At 46.9% G+C, this 20,520-nt stretch carries 25 protein-coding genes and 2 tRNA genes; 7 read left to right on the forward strand and 20 right to left on the reverse strand.

All coding sequences use genetic code 11. The annotated features are described in order from the left end of the window. Nucleotides 1-8: 8 nt before the first annotated feature. The 3 genes from BBD38_RS00795 to BBD38_RS00805 all read right to left on the reverse strand — a co-directional run bounded on the left by BBD38_RS00795 (nucleotide 9) and on the right by BBD38_RS00805 (nucleotide 2,808). Nucleotides 9-485, reverse strand: coding sequence for an NADH-quinone oxidoreductase subunit NuoE family protein (locus tag BBD38_RS00795; RefSeq protein WP_066684189.1), 477 nt, complete (start codon nucleotides 483-485; stop codon nucleotides 9-11). A gap of 485 nt (nucleotides 486-970) precedes the next feature. Then, nucleotides 971-2,458, reverse strand: coding sequence for a recombinase family protein (locus BBD38_RS00800; protein ID WP_066683487.1), 1,488 nt, complete (start codon nucleotides 2,456-2,458; stop codon nucleotides 971-973). Then, nucleotides 2,455-2,808 carry a helix-turn-helix domain-containing protein gene (locus tag BBD38_RS00805; RefSeq protein WP_066683488.1) on the reverse strand — a complete coding sequence of 118 codons (354 nt, stop codon included), beginning with the start codon at nucleotides 2,806-2,808 and terminating at the stop codon, nucleotides 2,455-2,457. The genes BBD38_RS00800 and BBD38_RS00805 overlap by 4 nt, the downstream gene beginning before the upstream one ends. 855 nt (nucleotides 2,809-3,663) lie before the next feature. Between BBD38_RS00805 and BBD38_RS15150 the strand changes: the two genes are divergently transcribed. The 7 genes from BBD38_RS15150 to BBD38_RS00835 all read left to right on the forward strand — a co-directional run bounded on the left by BBD38_RS15150 (nucleotide 3,664) and on the right by BBD38_RS00835 (nucleotide 8,158). Then, nucleotides 3,664-3,801: a CD1871A family CXXC motif-containing protein gene (locus BBD38_RS15150; RefSeq protein WP_268873166.1), complete on the forward strand. Its 138-nt coding sequence runs from the start codon at nucleotides 3,664-3,666 to the stop codon at nucleotides 3,799-3,801. After that, a complete protein-coding gene (locus tag BBD38_RS00810) occupies nucleotides 3,794-4,648 on the forward strand; it encodes a 4Fe-4S binding protein (protein WP_066683498.1) in 855 nt (284 codons plus the stop codon). Before BBD38_RS15150 ends, BBD38_RS00810 begins: the two co-directional genes overlap by 8 nt. Further along, nucleotides 4,621-5,172, forward strand: coding sequence for a TlpA family protein disulfide reductase (locus BBD38_RS00815; protein WP_066683500.1), 552 nt, complete (start codon nucleotides 4,621-4,623; stop codon nucleotides 5,170-5,172). Before BBD38_RS00810 ends, BBD38_RS00815 begins: the two co-directional genes overlap by 28 nt. Before the next feature lie 330 nt (nucleotides 5,173-5,502). Then, nucleotides 5,503-6,345: an RNA polymerase sigma factor gene (locus BBD38_RS00820; protein WP_066683506.1), complete on the forward strand. Its 843-nt coding sequence runs from the start codon at nucleotides 5,503-5,505 to the stop codon at nucleotides 6,343-6,345. A gap of 63 nt (nucleotides 6,346-6,408) precedes the next feature. Then, nucleotides 6,409-6,822 (forward strand): cysteine-rich VLP protein, encoded by a 414-nt coding sequence (locus BBD38_RS00825; RefSeq protein ID WP_066683508.1) that lies wholly within the window; start codon nucleotides 6,409-6,411, stop codon nucleotides 6,820-6,822. 125 nt (nucleotides 6,823-6,947) lie between these two features. Next, the gene (mobV, locus tag BBD38_RS00830) at nucleotides 6,948-7,889 is read left to right on the forward strand and encodes a MobV family relaxase (protein WP_066683509.1); all 942 of its coding nucleotides are present in this window, start codon (nucleotides 6,948-6,950) and stop codon (nucleotides 7,887-7,889) included. An 80-nt stretch (nucleotides 7,890-7,969) separates the two neighbouring features. Beyond that, the gene (locus BBD38_RS00835; RefSeq protein WP_066683510.1) at nucleotides 7,970-8,158 is read left to right on the forward strand and encodes a hypothetical protein; all 189 of its coding nucleotides are present in this window, start codon (nucleotides 7,970-7,972) and stop codon (nucleotides 8,156-8,158) included. A 160-nt stretch (nucleotides 8,159-8,318) separates the two neighbouring features. Here BBD38_RS00835 and BBD38_RS00840 read toward each other — a convergent pair. The 17 genes from BBD38_RS00840 to BBD38_RS00920 all read right to left on the reverse strand — a co-directional run bounded on the left by BBD38_RS00840 (nucleotide 8,319) and on the right by BBD38_RS00920 (nucleotide 20,510). Further along, a tRNA-Leu gene (locus tag BBD38_RS00840) sits at nucleotides 8,319-8,405 on the reverse strand. Nucleotides 8,406-8,410: 5 nt separating this feature from the next. Then, nucleotides 8,411-8,495: transfer RNA gene (locus BBD38_RS00845), tRNA-Tyr, on the reverse strand. A 116-nt stretch (nucleotides 8,496-8,611) separates the two neighbouring features. After that, the gene (locus BBD38_RS00850; RefSeq protein WP_066683512.1) at nucleotides 8,612-9,046 is read right to left on the reverse strand and encodes an RrF2 family transcriptional regulator; all 435 of its coding nucleotides are present in this window, start codon (nucleotides 9,044-9,046) and stop codon (nucleotides 8,612-8,614) included. Between the two features lie 62 nt (nucleotides 9,047-9,108). Continuing rightward, nucleotides 9,109-11,652, reverse strand: coding sequence for a bifunctional diguanylate cyclase/phosphodiesterase (locus tag BBD38_RS00855; protein ID WP_066683514.1), 2,544 nt, complete (start codon nucleotides 11,650-11,652; stop codon nucleotides 9,109-9,111). Nucleotides 11,653-11,673: 21 nt separating this feature from the next. Then, nucleotides 11,674-12,201 (reverse strand): V4R domain-containing protein, encoded by a 528-nt coding sequence (locus BBD38_RS00860; RefSeq protein ID WP_066683516.1) that lies wholly within the window; start codon nucleotides 12,199-12,201, stop codon nucleotides 11,674-11,676. A 94-nt stretch (nucleotides 12,202-12,295) separates the two neighbouring features. Continuing rightward, on the reverse strand, nucleotides 12,296-12,538 hold the full coding sequence (gene csrA / locus BBD38_RS00865; RefSeq protein WP_066683522.1) for a carbon storage regulator CsrA: 243 nt from the start codon (nucleotides 12,536-12,538) through the stop codon (nucleotides 12,296-12,298). Continuing rightward, complete coding sequence (gene fliW / locus BBD38_RS00870; RefSeq protein WP_066683523.1) at nucleotides 12,510-13,001, reverse strand: flagellar assembly protein FliW; 492 nt, start codon at nucleotides 12,999-13,001, stop codon at nucleotides 12,510-12,512. The genes csrA and fliW overlap by 29 nt, the downstream gene beginning before the upstream one ends. A gap of 14 nt (nucleotides 13,002-13,015) precedes the next feature. Next, nucleotides 13,016-13,621, reverse strand: coding sequence for a DUF6470 family protein (locus BBD38_RS00875; protein ID WP_066683524.1), 606 nt, complete (start codon nucleotides 13,619-13,621; stop codon nucleotides 13,016-13,018). Between the two features lie 26 nt (nucleotides 13,622-13,647). After that, the gene (flgL, locus tag BBD38_RS00880) at nucleotides 13,648-15,252 is read right to left on the reverse strand and encodes a flagellar hook-associated protein FlgL (RefSeq protein ID WP_066683525.1); all 1,605 of its coding nucleotides are present in this window, start codon (nucleotides 15,250-15,252) and stop codon (nucleotides 13,648-13,650) included. Between the two features lie 27 nt (nucleotides 15,253-15,279). Beyond that, nucleotides 15,280-16,842: a flagellar hook-associated protein FlgK gene (gene flgK / locus BBD38_RS00885; RefSeq protein ID WP_066683526.1), complete on the reverse strand. Its 1,563-nt coding sequence runs from the start codon at nucleotides 16,840-16,842 to the stop codon at nucleotides 15,280-15,282. A gap of 12 nt (nucleotides 16,843-16,854) precedes the next feature. Continuing rightward, complete coding sequence (locus BBD38_RS00890; RefSeq protein WP_066683529.1) at nucleotides 16,855-17,349, reverse strand: flagellar protein FlgN; 495 nt, start codon at nucleotides 17,347-17,349, stop codon at nucleotides 16,855-16,857. A gap of 11 nt (nucleotides 17,350-17,360) precedes the next feature. Beyond that, on the reverse strand, nucleotides 17,361-17,639 hold the full coding sequence (locus BBD38_RS00895; protein ID WP_066683531.1) for a flagellar biosynthesis anti-sigma factor FlgM: 279 nt from the start codon (nucleotides 17,637-17,639) through the stop codon (nucleotides 17,361-17,363). Nucleotides 17,640-17,654: 15 nt separating this feature from the next. Further along, the gene (locus tag BBD38_RS00900) at nucleotides 17,655-18,095 is read right to left on the reverse strand and encodes a hypothetical protein (RefSeq protein ID WP_066683532.1); all 441 of its coding nucleotides are present in this window, start codon (nucleotides 18,093-18,095) and stop codon (nucleotides 17,655-17,657) included. 14 nt (nucleotides 18,096-18,109) lie between these two features. Further along, the gene (locus BBD38_RS00905) at nucleotides 18,110-18,868 is read right to left on the reverse strand and encodes a flagellar hook-basal body protein (protein ID WP_066683533.1); all 759 of its coding nucleotides are present in this window, start codon (nucleotides 18,866-18,868) and stop codon (nucleotides 18,110-18,112) included. Nucleotides 18,869-18,883: 15 nt separating this feature from the next. Beyond that, entirely contained in the window at nucleotides 18,884-19,642 is a 759-nt protein-coding gene (gene flgF, locus BBD38_RS00910; protein WP_066683534.1) for a flagellar basal-body rod protein FlgF, read from the reverse strand. 70 nt (nucleotides 19,643-19,712) lie between these two features. Then, complete coding sequence (locus tag BBD38_RS00915; protein ID WP_172807723.1) at nucleotides 19,713-20,165, reverse strand: DUF6115 domain-containing protein; 453 nt, start codon at nucleotides 20,163-20,165, stop codon at nucleotides 19,713-19,715. Between the two features lie 18 nt (nucleotides 20,166-20,183). Next, complete coding sequence (locus tag BBD38_RS00920) at nucleotides 20,184-20,510, reverse strand: hypothetical protein (RefSeq protein ID WP_066683536.1); 327 nt, start codon at nucleotides 20,508-20,510, stop codon at nucleotides 20,184-20,186. Nucleotides 20,511-20,520 lie beyond the last annotated feature (10 nt).

The following is a 20,520-nucleotide window of genomic DNA, read 5'->3' on the forward strand; positions in this document are numbered from 1 at the left end:
TCCGTTTCTCAGTACCGGGCCAAAATGGATTCCAATTGGTTGGGATTAACCTGCTTGTATACCTTCTCGTCAATCATCATTGCGGGAGCAAGCCCGCATGCACCGATACAGCGCGCAATCTCAAATGAAAACTTCCTGTCCGGGGTGGTATCGCCAAGTTCAATCCCAAGCAAGTCCTGTAAACGCTCGATCAGCTTTTTTCCTCCGCGCACATAGCAGGCGGTTCCCATACATACCCTGATCGTATGCTCGCCACGCGGTTTTGTTGCAAAGAAGGAATAAAAGGTTACAACCCCCGATATCTCCGCAACGGGAATGTCCATTTTCTCCGATATGAATTTTTGCACCTTAAGCGGCAGATAGCCGTAAATTTCCTGGGCGAGGTGCAGGATTTGAATCAGGCTGTCCCGCTTTCCTCCATATAAATCGATAACATTGGAAATTTGTTCCAGCTTCTGTTCCTCTTCCTCGTCGGCCGCAAGCATTTTTAAAATATCCTTCCCCACTATGAAACCCTCCTTTGTTGTTGACGCCGCAGTATAGCGGCTCCGGCAGATATGCCTGGAATATGACCGGTTTACTACTTATATAAGGTAAGCATAACAGACAAATGTCACAGATTAATTAAGGAAGAGGTCAGAATCGAATGGAATTTTCTGCGTTTTTCGGAACTGGCAGGCATATCCCATAACATTTCCATAACAATTAGGAATGAAGTGCTATATGAAACACAAAATAGCGTCCATAGCATTTACTATATGGAGGTTTATACAAAAAATAGATGTACGCAAAACGGAGCCCCAGCGCGAGCCCAGCGAAGTAGGTCTGAGACCGACGTATGTCGTTGATACAAGATAGACGCGGCTAAACGGGGCACCGGCGAAAGCCCAATGCAGTAAAACGGAATGGGTTTCGTGGGGAAAAGGAGAGCAATGGAGCATACGCAAAAGCCTCGCTAAAAGCGAGGCTTTTACGTGCAGCGTAGTTTGCTGCGACGTGGTGCACCAGAGCAATCCAAATCCGAACCAAAACTTTCCTTGATTTCATCGAAAGTAATGGTCTTTGAACCGTCCTTGTAGTTGAATGTAATAACTGCCTTATCGTCATAAAGATATATCGCGTTGACGAATGTATCGATCAGCATTTTGCGGTGGTCTTTCTGCCGCACGTCCAGCTTGCGGAAGCGGTGTAACCAGAACGTCACAAAATCCGCGCTGACCTTTGGCCGGATAAGATTCTCGCTGGCGATCCGTATTTCCAAATCCTCTTTGGTTGCTTCCAGTTCGTCAAGCCTGCCCTTTGTGGATTTCGTCAATATGCCCTGTTGGATGGCGTTGAGTATGTTCTCAATACCGTTGTTCGTTTCCTGTAACTGCTGCTCATACAGCGGCAGGCTGGTACTCTCGCGCTCCTGCAAATCCATCACCATAGAAACGATGGCTTCGATGGCCTTATCGTCCATTACGATTTTCATTGTCTCGTCCACAACCATATCTTCCAGCCATATTTTCTTGACAGGCTTTTTTTGACAGGTCTTGCGCTTCTTCACATTGACGCACTTGTAATAGTGGTAAACCTTGCTACGTCCCGTGCCGCTTTCGCCGCACATATACGCGCCGCAATGCCCACAAAACAGTTTTGTCGTAAGCAAATAATCGTCTTCGGCCTTATGACGCGCCGGAGCCTTTTTGTTCTTCGCCATCTTCTCCTGCACACGATCAAATAAATCCTGCGGCACAATTACAGGAATACCGTCTGGAATTATGACATCACGATACCGAAACTCGCCAATGTAGCGGCGGTTTTTCAGCATATGCTCCACGCTGTTGTATTTCATATCGCCGCCTTTTGTGTTGGTAAGGCCCTGTTCGTTCAGCCAATCGCGCACCTTGGTCATGGTCGCGCCGTTGTCGTACATCTTAAATGCTTCCAGCACAAGCGGCGCGGTCAGGGGATTTATCTGGAAATGCCGTTCTTCATCAATCATATAACCAATAGAAAGCGTACCGCCATTGTAGATACATTTCAGCGCGTTGTCCGTCATGCCGCGAATGACTTTCTCTGAAAGGTCGGCGGAATAGTATTCCGCATATCCCTCTAATACTGATTCAAGAATAATGCCTTCCGCACCCTCTGAAATGACTTCGGTTGCAGATACCACCTTAACGCCGTTCTTCTTCAAAACAGACTTGTACCTCGCGCTGTCGTAACGGTTGCGGGCGAAGCGGTCTAGCTTCCAGACGATCACCATATCAAACAGCTTTTTACCGCTGTCCTTTATCATGTTCTGGAACTCCGGGCGGTTGTCTGTCTTGGCAGAAAAGGCGCGGTCAATATAGTGACGCAAAACAGTGATGCCGTTCTTTTCAGCAAAGGCGGCGCACTCCCGAAGCTGCCCCTCGATGGATTCTTCTCGTTGCGAATCCGAACTGTACCGGGCATAAATCACCGCTTTCATTTTTTGCCCCCTTTCATCATTTCCAATAGCATATCTTTCAGCCGCGCGTTCATGGGCGAATCGGGGTCGAAGCACATTTCAATGAACTGCCGCATTTCCTCATCGTCCTCAATTTTGGGTTTGTAATCATACAGCCTGCCCTGCGGCTTGTCCGTCCTGCCATAAATATAATCCATTGAAACGTCAAACTGATCTGCGTACTTTAGAAGCGTTTGATAGGACGCTTCCGCTTGGTTGTTTTCATAACGGTTGACGCTGGATTGATTGATTCCCAGCTTTCCGGCAAGCTGCTTTTGTGAAAGCCGCAAACTGTTCCGAAGCCCTTTTAACCGATGCCCGACAATATCCATATATCCGTCCTCCTCTTATGATATTATTATACCCTGATATCGGCGAATAGTCAATTCTGTAAACGGCGCAAATAAATCCTTAATGTGATACATAAATAATCCCGACGGGACTGCCGGACTTCGGGCCAAGTTGGCCCGAAGTAGCATCACTGATGTTGATGGGGTACCCCACTAACCGCAAAAAAGTGTTGCCCGGTTTTTGTGAGGCAACACTTTTCTGCGGTTGTGCGGGGGTTTCCAAAGGGGGCGCAGCCCCCTTTTGGCACACGATTTTGCGAAGCAAAGTCTAGTGTGTTATGCCTGCCCTCCATCCGGCACGGGAATGTGTGTTCACCTTCTGCGGAAAACAGACCGGCAGCATCGTAAAACCGGGGCAGGATTTTCGAGCGGCCGACGTGGAAACCTCAACCCATTTCAAGCAGGGCGGGCATAGTGTCTTTTTGCTTGTGTGATAGTGGTACGCCCCGAAATGCGTCTTTTTTGAAAAATGTTGTGACCGTAACATAGATAAATGGTTCGCCAAAAAATCTATTGCTTTCGTAAGCCTGATACCGTTCGCGCTTTACTTACCACTTGCAAACTGTTATACTGTTTTTGTACATGAATTCATGTGCACGTACCCACTTATAAAACAATGCTTTTGATGATGCGATCAGAAAAATAGAAAAATCCTGCGTTCAGTAACTTCACGAAAAAAGGACTTGAAAATCATGGAAAATCGGGAACCCATCAGACAGGCACAAAAAGAATCGGCAAGTCTTTTTTACGTTGATTCCCTATAACAGTGCCATTTCGCGTATTTAGGCGAAGCGGTTTTTTGTTGTGAATTAAGGAAGCTGAGAGAGATATATTGTCATGAAAAAGAAAACAATAGCATACACGCTGCTTGTAGCGGCACTGGCATTCATTGTTATTGGAATAGCGCAGAGTGATTACACGGACACTCTACGTAAGGCTGTGGTCATATGTCTGGAGTGTATCGGAATTGGTTAAGCGCAGATATATCCAACTCTTATCCGCATTGCTATATAACGCCAATATTGCCGGATTCGCGAATGGTACGATATTCCAGGGCGATGTAAAAGGTGTTTGTGTTCCTGGGCTAAACTGTTATTCTTGCCCCGGTGCGATTGCTTCTTGCCCGTTAGGCAGTTTGCAGGCCGCGCTGGGCGAGATAAAATACAAATTGCCGCTTTATACTGTAGGAATTTTGTTGTTATTTGGAATATTGTTGGGTAGAGGTGTTTGCGCATTTTTATGCCCGTTTGGACTGATACAGGAACTACTGCATAAAATCCCGACGCCCAAACTCGTCAAAAGCAAATGGACAAAGCGGGCATCACTGGTCAAGTATGGTATTCTCATCACGTTTGTAATATTTCTCCCTCTGTTTTTTCTGGCAAGAGATGGGGTGAGCATCCCGGCATTTTGTAAATTCATTTGTCCTGCGGGCACACTGGAAGGCGGAATTCCGCTCGTCGCGGCAAACGAGAGTTTACAGGCGATTGTAGGCGCGCTGTTTGATTGGAAAATCTTTGTACTCGTGGCCGTGATCCTTGTGAGTGTGTTTGCGTATCGCGCGTTTTGTCGTTTTCTTTGCCCGTTGGGAGCGATTTACTCGCTGTTCAACAGGGTTGCCTTGTTCGGGATAAAGGTAGACGAACACAATTGCGTGAATTGCGGCGCGTGCGTAAGTTCCTGCAAGCTGGATACCCGCAAAATAAATGACCGCGAGTGTATCCGGTGTGGAGAATGTCGTTCCATGTGCAAGCATAATGCGATATATTTTACAAAAAAGAAGGATAATAAACAATGCGAAGAAGAAAAACAATCATCTTAAGAATCGTTTTTACCGTGGCGATTGCATTTGCTGTGCTAATTGTCGGTAGGTTCATCTATGTGGAGTCTGAAAGAAAAAGCATAATCGCAAACCAATTGCAAGCAGGCGATACTGCCCCCGACTTTACCGTGAATCTTCTATCCGGCGATACGTTTACGCTATCCGAAAACAAAGGGAAAGTCGTGTTCCTCAATTTTTGGGCGACATGGTGCGCCCCATGCGTCGCGGAAATGCCCGCAATACAGGAATTGTCCGAGGAATATTCGGATGATGTAATTTTTATCGGCGTGGCTTCTCATGATAGCACAAACAAGATTCAAGATCTTATTACCGAGAGAGGATTTACCTACCCTATCGGGCTGGACGAATCCGGTGATGTAAAGGACTTGTACCCTTCGCTCAGTACATCTTATACGCTCGTAATTGACGCGGAGGGCGTCATATCTGAAATATTTCTCGGCGGCAGCGACCAAACGCACGATGAATTTGAAGCTGCAATAACAGAAGCCCTTAACAAGCAATGATTTGCGGCGCAAAGACGCGTAATCATTGCGGCTTTTGGGCCACGAGCCGCTTATAACGCCCTGTTTCCTGCTTGAAGCAGAGGTGGCGCAAACAGTATGCCGGAATGCAGAACGCTTCAAGAGAAGATAGGGCTGGAAGGAACAGAATATATGCAGGGCAAGATTGCGCAAGCCATCCTCGCATTGCCACATCGGGCTAAGGTGGCCTGATGTATCCAGAAGAAAAAAGTTTGGTTTTCTAGAAATATTTTTTAACAAATCGGGAACAATCGGTCTATACTTTTGACGTGAATTTTTAGATGGCCATTTCGTCGGAAGGAGGCTCTCCCTATGAATCAATTCGTATTCCCCTATGACAGCAATATCCGCTACCTTCCCCTTGTGTACTTCCTGCCCGAAGACGTATTCCTCAAATGTCTCACGCTCCGCAAGCTGCCGCGCGACCTGTCCGAACTGTCCGCATCGGCAGAAAAGATCGAATCCATTAAAGGCGATCCGTTCCTGAAAGAGATCGCGGACGCGATGGCGGGGCTGGCGTTCCCGCATTTCGGCTTTCGCGGGTGGATCGAGCACTACACCGGGTATACCCCCGCATGGCAGTTAGCTTACGCCCTGCCGCTATGGGCACAGGGCGTGGAGCAGGAAACGGGCTGGGGCGTACAGGCGCTGTTCCGTACGCTGCCGCATACCGCCTTCCCCTTTCCCGACGCTGGGTATGTGAAAGAAGTAATGCGGCGGGTTGTTAAGCGGGCGGTTGAGGAAAACGGCTGGCAGCCAATCCTCGACGTTGTGAAGGAAATGCCCTGCGAAGAAGATTTCATGCGCTGGGACACCAAAGTAAGGAAGGATTTCCTGCGCAAGTGGTATCACACGCGGTCAAAGCGGGTTAAGACGGTATCTCTTGAAGCGTGCATGGAGGACGAAGGGCACGGCGTCTATCAGGTGCGGGATAAATCCGCCGGGTTTGAAGACAGGATCGCCGGGGAAGACTATATCCAACGCTTCAAAGCCCTGTTGCCGCAAAAGGATGTGAAGATACTGGAACTGCGGATGGCGGGCTTCACCTACGGGGAGATAGCGGACAGGCTGGGGTACAAAAACCACAGCGGGGTGATTAAGCGAATGCAGGCCATCAAGAAGAAGTTTATCCAGTACGAAAACGAACAGCAATAACGGGCCGCGCAATCAAAAATGAAAGTGCGGTTTTTTGTTGCAACAAAACAGAGGAAGGTGTTTATGTTCAATATCAGGTCTTTACCACCAATCGAGCGAAAGCCGGACGGCTGCCTGCCGCGCATGACGCACAGTCAAAGGCAAAAGGCCGTGAGGCTGATCCGCAATATCTGCTGCAACTATGATGATGGGAATTGTGTGCTGCTGGATAACGGGCAACCTTGCGTATGCGTGCAGAGCATATCATATTCCGTCAACTGCAAGTTTTTTCGGCGGGTGCTGCTCATGGACAAAGCCGGGCAATCGCTGGAAGCGGAGATTTTCAAAGACGATACGACAAAGCGGTGCGCGGTCTGCGGCGTGGCATTTCGCTCCACATCAAACAATGCCAAATATTGCGAAGCGTGCGCGAAAGAGACATTGCGGAAGCAGAAAGCCGCACATGCCCGGAACCGGAGGTCAAGAGTAGAAAAGTAGGGGGCGAAAAAGCCTGTAACCATACGGGTTTTGAGGTTTACAACACGAGGGGGTAATACCCCAATACCTTTTAGGGGCGAAACTGCTCCTGTTTTTCTACTCAAAAACAGGAAAGGAGTGGTCATATCGCACAATACGCGATTATGCGCTTTGCCAAACAAAAGGGCGGCGCGGGTGCGCTGGAAGCGCACCATGAACGCACCAAAGAAAAGTATGCCAGTAATCCCGACATTGACACGGCAAGAAGCAGGCACAATTTTCACATCGTACAGCCCGCGCAATCATATCTGCGGGAAACAAATAGCCGGATAGAAACGGCGGGGTGCAGGACACGAAAGGACAGCGTGCGGTTTGTTGATACGCTGGTTACAGCAAGCCCGGACTTTTTCAAGGGAAAGAAGCGGGAGGAAGTGCAGGCGTTCTTCCAAACGGCGGCGAACTTTCTCGCCCGGAAGATTGGCATGGATAATATCTTCTCCGCCGTTGTCCACATGGACGAGCGAACGCCGCATATGCACCTTTGCTTTACGCCAATAACGCAGGACGGGCGGCTGTCCGCAAAGGAGATTATCGGCAATCGCGCCCAGCTAACGAGGTGGCAGGACGAGTTTTTCGCCCACATGGTCAAATCGTTCCCGAACATTGAGCGTGGCGAATCGGCCAGTAAAACCGGGCGGCGGCATATCCCGACAAGGGTATTCAAACAGGCTGTACGGCTCACAAGGCAGGCAGCACAGATACAAGCCACGTTAGATGGCATCAATCCGCTGAACGCAGGCAAGAAAAGGGACGAGGTGCTTGCGCTGTTACAAAAATTCTTCCCCGGTATGGAGCGGTTTGAAACACAGGTCAGGAAGTATAAGCGGGAGATCAACCAGCTTGAAAAAGAAAACACTGCCCTTGCCAAAAAAGCGGAAGCAGGAGAAAAAGCCAGCATCGGTAAACAGATGGAGGAAGCGAAGATAAAATCTGACTACCAAAACCTGCGACGGTTTGTAGATTCACTGCCGGAGGAAATACGGCGGCAGGCACAGCCGCCGCAAAGGAACAAAGGCTATATGAGATAAGGAGGGGTGCTTATACAAAACTGATTGCCCGCATTGGCGGGCGGTACATCTTAAAATTTAATATATCGTGGAGGTAGCATTTGGGCAGGCGAAAAAAACTAATCAATGACACCAACATTCCGCAGTACAAAATTGAGGCAGTGGCTCGCTGCATTATGCCGGATATCCTCGCGTTTTATGAGAGCGAAGAAGGCCAGCGGGAATTTGCAGAGTGGAAGGCCAAACGTGCAGCGGAAAAGAACGGTGTGGAAAGGAAGCAGAACAACTAAACGACGCGGGGCGGCGGTATCAAGACAATGATACCGCCGCCCCTTTTTTTGTGTACTTCGGGTCAACTTGGCCCGAAGTGATTGCTGCTTTTTATGCGAAGTATATAACAAATCCGAACCCATCCCCAACAGGGAAAATGCGGTTCGGATTATATTGGTCTGGTGCGGATAAGAGGACTTGAACCTCCATGAAGTTGCCTTCACACGGACCTGAACCGTGCGCGTCTGCCAATTCCGCCATATCCGCAAAATTGGTGGAGAGAGATGGATTCGAACCATCGAAGGCGTCGCCGGCAGATTTACAGTCTGCTCCCTTTAGCCACTCGGGAATCTCTCCACATATCGACCTTTACTATTCTATCAGAAATCTCCCAAAATGCAAGTAGAAATTAATAATTTTTTTGAAAAAATATATGTTATAGTGACAGTATATATTATATTGCCGCTTGTGCGTCAACCTGCCCGCCCTCCTTCAAATAATGGGACGCAATTTTTCTCAAAAAACAATGTTTTTACGGATATATTCTTTAGATAAGATTCCAACTGATTTTGTATTTCAGTGAAGCATTCGACAATTTCATATTCTCCCGCATATTTTTGCAATCCTTTTGGAGTTTTATAAAGCAATATACTTCCCTCGATGGCATTTATAACGTCAAAAACAGAAATATCCTCCAACTGCTTCAGCAACCGGTAACCGCCGTCGCGGCCTTGTTCAGACGCAATCATATTTTCTTTGATCAGTTTTGACGAGACCTTCAACAGATACTTATATGAAATCCCAAGTGTTGCGGCAATCTCCGGCCCCGCTACCACCCTTTTTTCATTTTTGTCCAAAAAATATAAAATCCTAAGCGCATAACCCAAGGTAGCCTGGAATAATTTCATTTCGGTTCTCCTCAAATTCTTTACTTGTAGTAGTATGCAACTCTTCTATATTGCTTGCATTATTATTTCCACGGCAAGTGAAAACGTCCTTCATTCAAATCCAAAAGCAATTCAAACCTTACAACGTCGACGGGCTTCATAAAATAATATCCCTGCACAAGATCAACGCCCAAATTCCTCACCATCTTTAATTGTTCCGCCGTTTCCACCCCTTCGCAAACAATTGTCATATTGAGCTTTTTCGCCATTTCGATCAGGCTGGTAAGCACAATAATGGTTCTTTCCCTTTTTTCCTGCTCAGACAAATAGATTACAAAACTGCGGTCAAGCTTGAGTTCATCAAAATTAATGTTCAGCAAAAGGTCCTCCGAAGAATATCCCGAGCCATAATCGTCGATCGATATCCGGTAACCTTCCGCTCTTAATTGCTTTGATGTTTCAATTGCCCGGTCATAGGAATCGAAAAAAATGTTTTCCGTCAGTTCGAATACAATCAATGACGGATCAATGCTGTACCGTCTTGTCAGTTTCGAGATTTTTTCCACCAAATCATCATGCTGCATATGGACGCGCGATAAATTGAGGGAGATTGGAACCACTGTTTTTCCCCCGTCGAGCTTATTGCGTAAATACCGGCATACTTTTTCGTATATCTGGAAATCCATATCGACGATGCTGCCGTTCCGTTCCATTAAGGGCAAAAATTCGTTAGGACCGGATGCAAAGACGGACCCTTTTTGCGGAAGCCTGCATAATGCCTCTGCCGAAAGAATTTTCCCAGTGCTGAGATCGACCTGCGGCTGCAAAAAGAATTCAAATTCATCATTCTGCAAAAAAGTTTTCAATTTCGAAACCAACTGCGCTTCACGCATCTGCTTTTTTTGCATATGCTCATCATAAAGAAGGAATTTCGTATTATAGTCCGTCTTGGCAATTTTCCGGGCTATATTTGCGCGGTCAAGCGCATCGTTCATCCCCTTGTAAGTATCCAGGACAATCGGGCAAATGCCGCCGACAATTTCGATCTTGCATTTCGGATGGTAAAAACGCTGTTGATTCAAAAAGGCTTCAGCCTGCTTATTCAGGTTCTGTATTGTGCCCTCAAGGGTTTCTCCTTTTTCCAGCGTAAAAACAATAATAAAGAAATCGGAGAGGATGCGTGACCCTGTAAAAACATTCAGATTTTGGCGAAAAAAATCGGCTAAAGCAAGCAGCTGCCTGTCGCCTTCGGAAAAACTATAGTAATCATTCAGTGTTTTAAAGTTCAAAATATCCGCATACAGAATAACCAAATTTTGCAGCCCGGTCCGCTGTGAGGCCGAGAATCTGGTATTCATTGACTTTTGCAGGAAATTAAAGGTCGGAAAATGGGTAATCGGATCATATTCCACATTATATTCCCGGTCCGTGGCGGAAAACGTACGGATTGCTTTCGACGGTTCAATGAATGTGCAGTTACACTTTGCCGTCTCCAATATTTCATCCAATGACGGATAGGCAGACCTGTGGTATTCGTTGATACTGTAACGCATCCGCAAAAACAGCATATTCTTTGCAGCCGTTTTTTTCAAAATTCCATGGCTTTTCCGAATTCGTAAGATTGCGACATTATCGGAATAGTTTTTCAAAAGGACGATGAATTCACATTTACCAATTCGGCAAATAGAACCGTCGGAATGAAAGCTTTCCCGCAGGCTGCCCGCCACATCCATAATAAATTGATCGGTTTCGGTAGTATCCATCTCTTCAAGGCCATCGAAACCAATATAACAGACGGTAAATTTGATATTGTCTTTGATATATTTTCCCATCATATCAAAACAAAAATCCCGGTTATACAGGCCTGTAAGGGAATCATACATACTAAACGATTCTTCATCCGATGTTTCCGTTTTGGAAATAGGATCGATTAAATAAGCGTAAACCTGGCAATTTTTCCAAATAAGGTTAAACCGGCAAACCTGATAAACCCTGTCGCTGCCGATGTCAATCGCAGTCGGCGTTTTGCATTTCAAAGAAGAGAATTCAGAGCGCAGGGCTTTCATCTCTTCCGGATGTTCCTTTTCTTCCAGTATCGACATGGAATTCTGGTAGAGAATGCGGCCGCTATGGTCCAGGATCAGGATGGGAGCGTAAAACCGGTTCATCAAATACTGGATAAATGTGTTTAATTCCGCACATAATCGTACGGCCTCCTCGGCACGCCTAGTTTCAAGCTCTACGTTGCATTCCCGTTGCTTCAGCTGTTCAGTCATCAAGTTAAAAGCATCGGAAAATTCACCCATAAATTCAACATGCTGGTTATAATCACCCTGTGTAATCTGCCGCACCTGCCAGGTCAGGTGCGCAAGATTTGAACAGAGGTTTTTAAGTGGCCAACACAATGGGTTGTCTTTATTTGGATGGGAAACGATAAAGTCGCCGTTTGAAATCCCGGTTGCGTATTCACGAGCCTCGGCAACGCAATGGCTCAGGAAATTAAGACCTTCGCCCAAATCGCGGAAGTCCCCGGATAAGGCAGAGATGTCGAGGTTTGGCTGACTATCCGTTTTATAAAGGATATCTTTTAAAAACTGAAATAGTATTTGTGCATCGTTATTTGCCATTATTCTTTCTCGGTTTCCTGCCTATTTAATATGAGCTTCGAACCGACATACCCGATCCCCTGTTGCCCAGCAATCGATTTCGGTAACAATATAATCTTTTCCGGTATATTCCTTCAAAATTCCTGCAATAAAGCCTTCATCATAATTGCAGATCGTCTCGCCCAGAACCGGGAGGCCGGAACAATCCAAATCTTCGGATACCGTTAAAATTGCTTTTCCGGTTTCGCTGTCAAATTGTTCAATACGCAATATCCCAATTTTGTTTTGAGAAAGCGAGGTCTGCAATTCCCTAATAAATCCATCAAAATCCAGCCCGTGATTCAAATTGGACTCGTAAAATGCCTTGCCTGCTTTCTCGCCTGTTTTTCGAAAAAGCTCAATCATTCTTTCTTTTCCCAGTTCATTCGTAAGAACATCGCGCATTGTGTATTGAAACAGGCGGTAAACCTCAACCGGCATTTGGCCGCCCAAGTTTGTCCGGCCATCCTTAATATTGCCGAGTTCAGGTCCGCTCGATTGTATATTCGCTTTTTCGAAAATATTCGTCATAAAATTTCCCTCCGCTCTCATTGGATTCGTTACTGAAAAAATCGCTAGACTGCAAAACAGCGAGTGTGGCTCCTTTGCCCTGATATATAACTTCTTACTTTTTTTCTTTCTGTGCGTGTTCCTTTAATCCGGCAAGTTCTACCAAATTGACGTTCACGTGGACTGCCGCCTGATTTTCCAAAACAACTTTTTTCAGTGTTTCATACCGGAATACCCTCAGGTTTTTAGGCGCTTCGATCCCGATTTTGACCCGTTCAGCATCAATATTCAGTAAAGTAATCTTGATATCATCGCCAATCAGAATCGACTCATTTGCTTTTCTCGACAGAACCAGCATCCGCTGCTACCTCCCCTTCTTTTTTGTAGTATTCAATCAGCGCATCAAAAGCGGGCTCGCTGATCGGAAGGGTTATATAATCCATCATAATCTGTGCGCCGATCATTTTTCTGATGTTTACCAAAAGCGGCGCCATCAGGTTGATCGTCATCTTCGTAAGATCATCAGGTATCACCATAATGCATAAAACAACCAGGTCCTCTTCCGAGTGTGTTTGAATCAAATCCAGTTCAGAATCGTCGATTTCAATCTCGTAATCCGGTTTTAACAGAAACGGATTGATAATGGGGATCGATACGTCCTGATTGTCGACACTTTGCAGCCACTGGATCGGATCGGTCTGGTCGCAGCGGATAATTGCGTATTTCTCCAGGCCTTCCAAACCGGGAAGGCCGCCGTCAAACGATATGATGCTTTGATCGTTTATTTCAATAATTCCAAAACGTGCCGATTGTATTTTCACCCTATAACCCCTTTTTAGATTTTTTTATCGACATTTCGCCCGCTTTTTTCAGGCAAATTATCTTCATTTACCGTTACCTTGACCACGCTGTGGTTTCCCAGGCGAATTTCGACCGAATAAGGCGTTACGGTAATATCGGGCATGAAATCTTCCGTCCAGACAATTTCGACGTCTCCGGGAGACCACTCGATTCGCATAGCACCTTCCGTCCATTCAATTTCAGGAGACGGAATCGCGGAAGACATTGCCATTTCAGGGATATCCCCCATCATTTCACTATAAGCCCATTCACCAACCGGGTTTTGCGAAGTGCCAAAATAGTTCTCCAACGCGCCGAAAGAATCTCCGCTTTCTACCATTTTCCGGACTGCTTCCCTCGTCATTTGCCGCGCAAGCTGCATCGTGTATTGCCGAAAATATTCAGGAGAACGGATACCTCTGTCAGCCCATACCTTTTTCCAATTCACTTTCATTTGCGGCTTTTGATGCACAATTTCCATTTGAGGCCGCGTCGTCCTGACCTGGAAACTACGGCGTACATGATTCCTGATATCAAGCTGCGCACGTGTAGATGAAATTTCCAGTGACGCTCGGCTCGTATTGATACTGAGCGTTTTCATTGCGAACCTCTCCTTTCCCTAAACGATTACCGTAAAAAATCCATCAGAGTCGGCTGTATGATCTGTGCACCGCTGGCAAGCGCCTGCTTAAAAATAGCTTCGCTGTATTTGTAATTCATAATAGTCTGCGCCTGGTCAATATCCTCGATATTAGAACGGATTGCTTCATAATTAATCGCATCCAGCGAATATCTGTTCACCATTGCATCCAGCTTTGTTGTCCTTGTTCCGGTCCCAACCATACAGGTGAGCAGCCGGTCCTGAATGCCTGAAAGGGAACTCAAATACTGCGAAATCTCATCGTTTGCTCCGCCGTTCTGCAAAACATTTTTCAAGTCGATCAGGATGTTGAACATATTGTCGTCCCCTGTTCCAACGACGTCAATTCCCGTAAACGAAACGTCGAACATCATGTTATAACCGATTTCAAACTGGATATCCTGTGTGGCTTCCTCTCCCAATTTAGTGGTTACAAATCCTGCGGAAGCGACCATCTGGGCAACCGATTTTTCAATCGTATCCTTCGCAGGATCATGCGGGTCCACCGCCGAGTCCGCCGTCCATGAAATGATCCCGAAACCATCCGCGGAAAGGTCGATCTCCTTTGCGGCAATTTCGGCTGCATCCACTGTATGAACATACTCCACACTTCCATACGAATTAATGAAGCGTATTTGGTCGCCATCCGCTTCCAACGTGTATTTTTGCATTTCGTCGCCCATTTGTCCCGTCCATGAGAGTCCGTTTGCCGCGACAGCTCCCTGCGCATCCGGTCCCATTACGGGATTAGAGAAACCGTTGGCAATCGAACGGGTTTGAACCGTTCCGGCGGACGCAATCGCCCCGGCAATTTCATCTGCTGTCGGAACAGTTGTCCCGTTGGTCCACGAAAGCGTACCGAAGCTTTTGCCGTCTGCATCCTTCAGTTCGATTTTAGAATCTTTTCCTGCTTCCCATCCGGTTGCATCTATTGTAATTACGCTGGAATTGCCGTGCGAATCTGTAAATGTCACCCTGTTTGCCGCAGATGTAACGGCATAGGTATCCGGCGCAGAAAGAACACCTGTCCATGCAAAACCGGATGCATTGGCCGTATCCGCGATCGGCTGATCCGGCTGGACGTTTTTTCCGGATTTTGAAAGATCAAGCCCATTATATAAAACACCCGTCAAATTTCCGTTTTCATCCCGCTGTGCAACGAAAGGCGCATTCGTTGTGTTAAAGCCGGCAAATACATAACGGTCGCCATTCACTGAATTGCATGTCTCAAGCAACTGCTCTGTTAATTCCGCAATTTGCTTTCCGTAAATTTTTTTATCTTCATCGTGCTTAACGCCAGCCGCCGCCGTAACCAATTCTTTCATATTGATAACAACCTGTTCCATCTCTGTTAAGGCGGTCTCTGTCTGCGTTACCCAACTGCGTGCAGATGTTACATTATTCTGGTACTGCTGTAACCGGCGGATTTGCTGCCGGGCATTAAGGCTGTTTAGTACACCCACCGGATCGTCGGACAGCTTGACGATCTTGCGGTTGCTTGATAATTGGTCGTTATATTTTCCAACGCGCCGCAGCCCTGAATTCAAGTTGCTCAGCAAATTGTCTATCATCATCGAATTTGTAATTCTCATGTTATTCCTCCCAAACAGACTTTAAACTCAGGCCCTGCCCACGAGTCCCATTTTATTGATAAGTGTATCAAGCTGCTCGTCAATCGCCGAAATCACCCTGGAAGCGGCGCTGTATGCATGCCCAAACCGGACGACATTGGTCATTTCCTCGTCCAGCGAAACATCACTGACCGATTTGCGCTGTTGCTGTAAATGTGCCTTCATTACGGCCTGTCCGTCCGCAGTGTCGTGGATATGCTTCATCTCTGTACTGATATCGCTCATAAGCGCTTTATATACGCTGTCGATATTGTCGGGATTGCCTTCGTCATTCTTCTTGGTTATCAATTCAGCCATCGCAATTGCAATTTTTGCGTTTCCCTTTTGTTCGTTTACGTCTCCCGTCTGGGAAACAAGCATATCCGACGCGGCAATATTAAAGACATCTTTCATGATGTCGTCGCTAATCCGAAAATTTTTAGCTGTAATCTGGCTATAATCCCTCTTTGCAGGATCGGTTGGATCAGTCGGAACATCAAAAAAGCTAATTCCTGTTTTACTCTCCCCTCCCTGTTCATTCGGGATGGTGTAACCTTTTTCGTGGACGGAATTTATATCAGATGCAATTTTTTGACAAAGGTTATTCAACTGCTGGACGATATACGGAATCCCCACCGCATCCTTGGAATTTCCGTCACGAACATCCATATAGCCACGCAAGGCCCCGTTGGTAATATTCACTTCGTTTGCCGTCGCATTTCCTTCACGGTCCGCCCAATACACGCCGTACAGCTGTGTTTCACCTCCGTCAATGGGATTGGGAATATTCTGCTCTGCGACAAATTGCTGATACTGCGTATGCCTTACAAGGTTTTTCCCTTCTATTTCAACCACCAGTTGGCCATTGACATCTTCGTAAGAATTCACATTAATAAGGCCGGATAGCGTATCCAAAAGCGTATTTCTCTGATCCCGCAGGTCATTAGCCTTCGCCCCCGAAAGTTCATATCCGTAAATTTGCCCGTTAAGCCGGGCAATTTGCCGGGCAATATCATTTACTTCATCCACTGTGATCCTGACGCTTTCATTAAGCGTATCCTGTTGCTCCACCAAGCGGTCATAGTAGGAATTCATGGTCTGCGTCATCTTAATGGCGTTCTGTTGTACGTTGTCGCGGATGCTCCGCGATTCAGGAGATTTTTCCAGCTCGTAAAGTGAATTATAGAAACTGGAAAATATCGCAGATACGCCTGTCGATATTACCATGTCGTCAAGTTCATCATTGAAAAGAGCTTCTGCATATTCAAAATACTGCTCTTTTGTTTGCCATTTTGCAGTCGATGTATTCTCTTTTCTGTATTGATAATCTAGGAAGGAATTACGAACCTGTTCTACATAAATCGTCTCTACTCCGCGCCCGGACGTACCTTTGATATCCGTTCCAATAAAGCCGTTTCCACCCGCCGGCGGAAGTGCCGCGGTATTAAGTCTTTGGCGTGTATATCCGGTCGTATCTACATTTGCAATATTGTGTCCTGTAATGTCAAGCTGGTTCTGGCTGGTAAACAACCCTGTTTTTGCAATTTCCAATCCGTAAAACGTCGATCTCATAGATAAGCTCCTTTATACGCTGCTGTCGATAATTCCGTGATCGGGATTTTCTTCCTCGACTTCTCCCGAATTACCATAGATATTACCGGCCTGCGGTTCTTTTAAAAAGACGTTAATCATGTAATCCGTATAGTCCAAATGTAATCCGATCAGCGCCTGGTTTTCGGCGTTGATCTTTTTTTGCTCTGCAATCAGCGCCCGCAGCGCCTCTGCTGCATTTTTCAGTTCTTTTGCCTCTTCAGGCGTGCCGTGTTTGCAAATATCTTCAAGCGCAGCTTCACCAGAATCTCCAACCGCGTCTGCACCAAGCACCTCACGCACCATTTGAAGCCTTTTTTCCTCCAAATCGGATATCTTTCCAAGAAGCGTCCACTCCGTCTTTACAATTTCCCCGACACGCTCGACATTGTTGGAGACGACAGCTTCCTTCTTTTCAAGCGATATCCCGTAAATCTCACGGTAAAGGTCTGCAAGCTCGTACAGTACGCCAATCACATTTTCAATCATTCTATCGCCTTTCAGATATACATCAGGATAGAATCGGCGATTTGTTCCGCTTCTACTTTATATGTGCCCGATGCAACCATATTCCTGATTGACTCGACACGCGGGCTCGTATGGCCGTTTTTTTCCAGTCCCGCTTTGGCAGCGCCGAATGCTTTTGCAAATGAAATCGCTTCACCGGAAATCTCGATATCGTCGTTCCCCTGTTTTTTGTTTTCCTGAACGGCGGTCCTGTTTCCGATCATGCGGTAGCGTTGTGTTGCATATATAGACGATGTAGCGTCAATTTTCATTCTGCTCACTCCCTTTTATTTCCTGATGTGAATATCCACATGTAACTTGTCCTGCTTGATTCCCCCGGCACTTTTCTGTTTTTTTGCATCCGCCGCGCCGCCTGCCGCCGGTTGCGGCTTGGAAAGCGCGCTTCCAAGCGCATGGGAAAGTTCTTCCGAGCACTTTTTGCACAGGCGTCCGGAGGTAATCGGCGCGCCGCATTTTTCACACAAAAGAAACCCGTCGGCCGCAACCATTTCCAGCCTGCCCTCCCTCAGGAAATGCAGGATCAACCTCTCATCGACTTCCGTATCCTTCGAAACCTCTTCCACGGAAGCACGCGGGTGCTGGTACAGGTATTCTTTAATTAACTTAAACTGGTCTTCCATTTCCCGCAGGCATTCCGGGCATATATTCGCGCCGCTTGTTTGGAAGATACGACCGCAGTATTTACAGGTTTTATAGCTTAGTGCCATGATTCACCGCTCCTTTAACGCCTGGTTGATATGGCAGTTCCGTCCATTTCGTCCGCTGTCGAAAGCGCGCGTGATGCAAGCTGCATTGCGCGGCTCGCGCGGATCAGTTTAGAAAACTCATCTGCCAAATTAACGTTGGAGCCTTCCAATACCTTTTGTATTACGTTTGCGTCAGTTGCGGCCGGTTGTCCCGATGCCGGAGAGGCTGCATAACGGTTGCCCGAAACTGCGGTAAGGCCTTCCTGGTTTGGAAATCCAACGATGCCCAGCCTGGCATATTCCGCCGCGCCGCCTCCTTCCGAAAGCCCGCCTTCCGGGGAAATTTCAAGTGAGGTTCCCTGGATGCGGATTTTCTGGCCGTTTTGGTCGAGAACATAATATCCGTCAGCCGTTATAAGATACTCTCCATCGGCCTGGCTGCTTTTTGCAAAGCTTCCGTCGCGCGTATAATAAATTTCACCGGCGGGCGACTGCACCGTAAAAAAACCTTCTCCGTCGATATAACAATCAAGGTCTCTGCCCGTCTCCAAATATTGTCCTTCCGTAAAAATACGGTTGGTCCCGGCAACTAATGTTCCATGTCCCTTCCGCATATTCAGGCCATCCTGCGGCTGTTCGACACGCTGCATATTCTGGTAAAGCGCATCCTTGAAATCCAGCCTGCTTGCTTTAAACCCTGTTGTATTTGAATTTGCGAGGTTATTGGCAATCGTATCGATTCGTTTTTGCTGGGAAGCAATCCCGGTCGCGGCCGTATACGTACCCTGCATCATTTCCTGTTTCCTCCGTTAGAATTTAGCGATATCATTGACCGTCTTCGACAGCGATTCGTCAACCATGCGCAGGATGCGCTGGTTGCTTTCATAGGTTCGGTTTGTCAGCAGCATATCCGCCATTTCACGGCCAAGGTCGAGGTTTGACCCTTCCAGCATTCCCTGTGCCACCGCCGGATTCTGCGCTATGGCCGACTGTTCCCCATTATAAGGATAATAGAGGTTTCCTCCCGCCTTTCGTAAAACATCATTATTGGCAAACCTTGCTATATACAGCCTGCCGGCCTGTCCGCCGTTATTGAAAATGCTGCCGTCGCTTTTCACGGAAAAATCCCCGTTACCGACGTTAAGCATTCCCCCGTTCTCGCCCAGCACATAGTATCCGTCCTGAGTCAATAAATTTCCATTTGCATCTACCTGGAAATTGCCGTCCCTCGTATAACGAACCCCTTCCGGCGTCTGTACGCAAAAAAAGCCGTCGCCCGTAATCGCAAGGTCCGTCTGCCGCCCGGTTTCTTCCATCGGCCCCTGTGTAAAATCCGTTACCAGCTCGTCCACATAGATGCCGGTGTTTTGGCCGCCGACTGCGGTATTGCGGTTCAGGATTGAAGGATCATTCAGCCTCTCGAGCAGCAAATCGTCAAAAGACCGGGTCATCACCTGGTCTTTTTTATATCCGGTCGTATCCACGTTCGTAATGTTGTTGATAATTACGTCCATCTTTGACCGCTGGGAAAGCATCCCGGTTGTAGCAATATAAAAGCTTCTTAGCATTTTTCCCTCCTATAAATCCTTCATATATAAAATATCGGATATTACTGAATAAAACTTTAGCGATATTTCCTTATTTTTCACACGAATTTATTTTTAGCACAAATTTTATCTCGTTCCTTGAAAGCGAAAGCTTTTCCGCGATTTCCTCTTCGGTCATACCGCTTTTTTGAAGCTCCAAAATTTTATGCACGAGCGGCTTGGCCTGTTTCGGTTCTTCCCTGGGAAGCTCCGGCCCGGTCTGTTCCGTTTTCGGAAGTTGGGCTGCAGCCTGTTCCCCCGTCCTTGCTTCCATTTGTTCACGCTGCAGTTCAAGCCAGTCCCTGATGTTTTTTACGTCCGTTTCAAATGTTTCCATCATGTCCTGCACTTCGAAGTAAAGGGTCATCAGCCTTTGTTTCCGTTCCTCCCATTCGGATTCCTCTGCTTTTTGACAGCGTCTCTTTCTATGAAAAAAGAGGAATAATACGATTAAGAACATGCCGAACAGCATCAATGCAAATAAAAAATATTCGATACCCATCATCTTTCTCCCCAGTTTGTCCTATACATTAATATCGATGGAATTGCCAAGCCCTGTTTCCCGTCCCTCCACTCCGGCGTCTTCCAAAACCGCTTCCTTGTCATCGGCTGACTGTTGCTCCGGCGGCCTGTCTTCTTGCTTGCTTTTATCATTTTTTTCTCTTCGAATCCGTCCGTCCTCCGTCCGGTCCGTCTCTGCTACGGCCTGATCGCTCTTGTTCATCCGCGCTTTTTCCATTTCGCTGATAAAATCCTGGCCCTGCTGTACATTGTTAATTTGATCGGCCATTTGTTTGGCATAATCCACCGACTTGTTAATCATGATCTGGCCGTCTATTCCCCGTATCATACTTCTACCT

This window comes from Christensenella intestinihominis, from assembly GCF_001678845.1.
In the GTDB taxonomy this organism is placed as follows: Bacteria; Bacillota; Clostridia; order Christensenellales; family Christensenellaceae; genus Christensenella; species Christensenella intestinihominis.

What these genes read in the sequence shown, in the direction of transcription:
- BBD38_RS00795 (WP_066684189.1), bottom strand. Translation starts at nt 485, where the DNA reads ATGCTTGCGGCCGACGAGGAAGAGGAACAGAAGCTGGAACAAATTTCC.
- BBD38_RS00800 (WP_066683487.1), bottom strand. Translation starts at nt 2,458, where the DNA reads ATGAAAGCGGTGATTTATGCCCGGTACAGTTCGGATTCGCAACGAGAA.
- BBD38_RS00805 (WP_066683488.1), bottom strand. Translation starts at nt 2,808, where the DNA reads ATGGATATTGTCGGGCATCGGTTAAAAGGGCTTCGGAACAGTTTGCGG.
- BBD38_RS15150 (WP_268873166.1), top strand. Translation starts at nt 3,664, where the DNA reads ATGAAAAAGAAAACAATAGCATACACGCTGCTTGTAGCGGCACTGGCA.
- BBD38_RS00815 (WP_066683500.1), top strand. Translation starts at nt 4,621, where the DNA reads ATGCGAAGAAGAAAAACAATCATCTTAAGAATCGTTTTTACCGTGGCG.
- BBD38_RS00820 (WP_066683506.1), top strand. Translation starts at nt 5,503, where the DNA reads ATGAATCAATTCGTATTCCCCTATGACAGCAATATCCGCTACCTTCCC.
- BBD38_RS00825 (WP_066683508.1), top strand. Translation starts at nt 6,409, where the DNA reads ATGTTCAATATCAGGTCTTTACCACCAATCGAGCGAAAGCCGGACGGC.
- BBD38_RS00850 (WP_066683512.1), bottom strand. Translation starts at nt 9,046, where the DNA reads ATGAAATTATTCCAGGCTACCTTGGGTTATGCGCTTAGGATTTTATAT.
- BBD38_RS00855 (WP_066683514.1), bottom strand. Translation starts at nt 11,652, where the DNA reads ATGGCAAATAACGATGCACAAATACTATTTCAGTTTTTAAAAGATATC.
- BBD38_RS00860 (WP_066683516.1), bottom strand. Translation starts at nt 12,201, where the DNA reads ATGACGAATATTTTCGAAAAAGCGAATATACAATCGAGCGGACCTGAA.
- csrA (WP_066683522.1), bottom strand. Translation starts at nt 12,538, where the DNA reads ATGCTGGTTCTGTCGAGAAAAGCAAATGAGTCGATTCTGATTGGCGAT.
- BBD38_RS00875 (WP_066683524.1), bottom strand. Translation starts at nt 13,621, where the DNA reads ATGAAAACGCTCAGTATCAATACGAGCCGAGCGTCACTGGAAATTTCA.
- flgL (WP_066683525.1), bottom strand. Translation starts at nt 15,252, where the DNA reads ATGAGAATTACAAATTCGATGATGATAGACAATTTGCTGAGCAACTTG.
- flgK (WP_066683526.1), bottom strand. Translation starts at nt 16,842, where the DNA reads ATGAGATCGACGTTTTACGGATTGGAAATTGCAAAAACAGGGTTGTTT.
- BBD38_RS00890 (WP_066683529.1), bottom strand. Translation starts at nt 17,349, where the DNA reads ATGATTGAAAATGTGATTGGCGTACTGTACGAGCTTGCAGACCTTTAC.
- BBD38_RS00895 (WP_066683531.1), bottom strand. Translation starts at nt 17,639, where the DNA reads ATGAAAATTGACGCTACATCGTCTATATATGCAACACAACGCTACCGC.
- BBD38_RS00900 (WP_066683532.1), bottom strand. Translation starts at nt 18,095, where the DNA reads ATGGCACTAAGCTATAAAACCTGTAAATACTGCGGTCGTATCTTCCAA.
- BBD38_RS00905 (WP_066683533.1), bottom strand. Translation starts at nt 18,868, where the DNA reads ATGATGCAGGGTACGTATACGGCCGCGACCGGGATTGCTTCCCAGCAA.
- flgF (WP_066683534.1), bottom strand. Translation starts at nt 19,642, where the DNA reads ATGCTAAGAAGCTTTTATATTGCTACAACCGGGATGCTTTCCCAGCGG.
- BBD38_RS00915 (WP_172807723.1), bottom strand. Translation starts at nt 20,165, where the DNA reads ATGATGGGTATCGAATATTTTTTATTTGCATTGATGCTGTTCGGCATG.
- BBD38_RS00920 (WP_066683536.1), bottom strand. Translation starts at nt 20,510, where the DNA reads ATGATACGGGGAATAGACGGCCAGATCATGATTAACAAGTCGGTGGAT.